Here is a 1,670-nt window from a genome sequence, read left to right on the forward strand (position 1 = left end):
CACAGCTCGCCGCAGCGCACACCCAGCGAAAGGCCACCGAGCAGGAGATCTCCGCCCTGCTGGAGGCCCTCCCTCTTTTCCACCTCCTGACGCCCCTGCCCGGCATGGGCGTCAGGACCTCGGCCGCGGTGATCGTCGCGATCGGTGACGGCACCGGATTCCCCACCGCCGGACAACTCGCCTCCTACGCCGGACTCGCCCCGGCCACGAAGTCCTCGGGCACCTCGATCCGCGGCAAGCACGCACCCCACCGCGGCAACCGGCTCCTCAAACGTGCCCTGCTCCAGGCCGCGTTCGCCGCGATCGGCTGCAAAGCCGACCCGTCCTCCCGGATCTACTACGACCGTCAGCGAGCACGCGGCAGGACCCACACCCAGGCGATCCTCCGCCTGGCCCGGCAACGCGTGAACGTCATCCACGCGATGATCCGCACCGGCACCCTCTACGAACCACGCACCCCCGGCGGCATCGGCCTCGCAGCCTGACGACTCCCAGCGCTCCTGCCCTCCAGCCCTCATCACGCCCGCGCACCGGCACGGCCGCTCCATCCCCGCCGGCCACCGGGCTGCCCATCAGGCACCCGATCCACCGGGGGCGTCCCGCTTCGCGGGACGCCCCCGGAAACCATGACCAATCCCCAGAAACCAAACCTGGCGGGGTTGACGAAACAGATAGGGGCACCCCCCTGCGCCGCTGGTACGAAACGCGGCGGCCGTGCCGCAGCCGCCTTCGCCGCACCGGTCTCACGCAGTGAGGCCAGGGCAAGGTCAGCCAGCGCCTGCCGCATTTGGCGCTCCTCCCGCTCCCGCCGCACCACCGCACGGTCCGGCAGGACCCGGCCCGCCTGAAGATCCCGGTGCACCACCCGGTACAACGAAGCGAGCGAGGGCACCTCTTCCCCGGCAGCCTTCAGGTGCCGGTGCAGCACCGCTACGTTCCCGCCCGCCTGCGCCAGCACCTCCCACGCCTGGTCGGACAACTCCAGCCGGGCCCGCGGTCTGCGCTCCATACGGCACTCCGTGCGCGCCGCCTCCAGCCACCGCCACACCGTGCGCACATTCACCCCGCCGGCCTGGGCGCCCGCACGCACATGCGCCGACGTCAACGCCCCGGCCGCATCGAGCTCCAGCAGCCGCGCAATCAGCACCGGTCTGGACACCCTCAACCCCGATGCGACCTCACCCCACGCACTCGGCTCCCCCACCGAATAACCTTCCGTCACGGACACCAACACCCATCACGGTGCCGCCGCACGGGCACCAAAGGATCAGAAGTGCCGTTCCCAAGACAGCGGCACAAGGCGGGGTGTACCGGCCCATGACAGTCATACCCGCCCCAGGTACCACCCCGTGTCAGTGACCACGCTCTACCTCAACACACGACCAACGAAACAGCCCCGACCAGGTCGCGGGCGATCCGATCGATGCTGGTCTCGGTGTCGACGTCGTGTTTGCGTCGGATGGTGTCGCGGCCGACGGCCTCGTAGCTGACAATGGCTGCGCTGCCCGAGCAGAGACTGCCGCTCTCGGCAGCACCGCGGGGCCGGCTCTGATCTGCTCAACTCCCTTGCCGGGAAAGATCATCCTCTGTTCACGCCTGTCACTCTCTGAGTACCATCCTGCCCCCGGGTTCGAGCTCTTGTTCTATGTTCGGACCCATTACTTGAGCGG

At 69.2% G+C, this 1,670-nt stretch carries 2 protein-coding genes; one reads left to right on the forward strand and one right to left on the reverse strand.

Annotation, left to right across the window (positions count from 1 at the left end):
* On the forward strand, window positions 1–485 hold a 485-nt coding region (locus GA0115254_RS42190; protein ID WP_141721005.1), incomplete at its 5' end, for a transposase.
* Window positions 486–517: 32 nt separating this feature from the next.
* Here GA0115254_RS42190 and GA0115254_RS42195 read toward each other — a convergent pair.
* Entirely contained in the window at window positions 518–1,147 is a 630-nt protein-coding gene (locus tag GA0115254_RS42195; protein WP_256103102.1) for a hypothetical protein, read from the reverse strand.
* Window positions 1,148–1,670: the final 523 nt, after the last annotated feature.

This window comes from Streptomyces sp. Ncost-T10-10d, from assembly GCF_900091955.1.
Classification (GTDB): Bacteria; Actinomycetota; Actinomycetes; order Streptomycetales; family Streptomycetaceae; genus Streptomyces.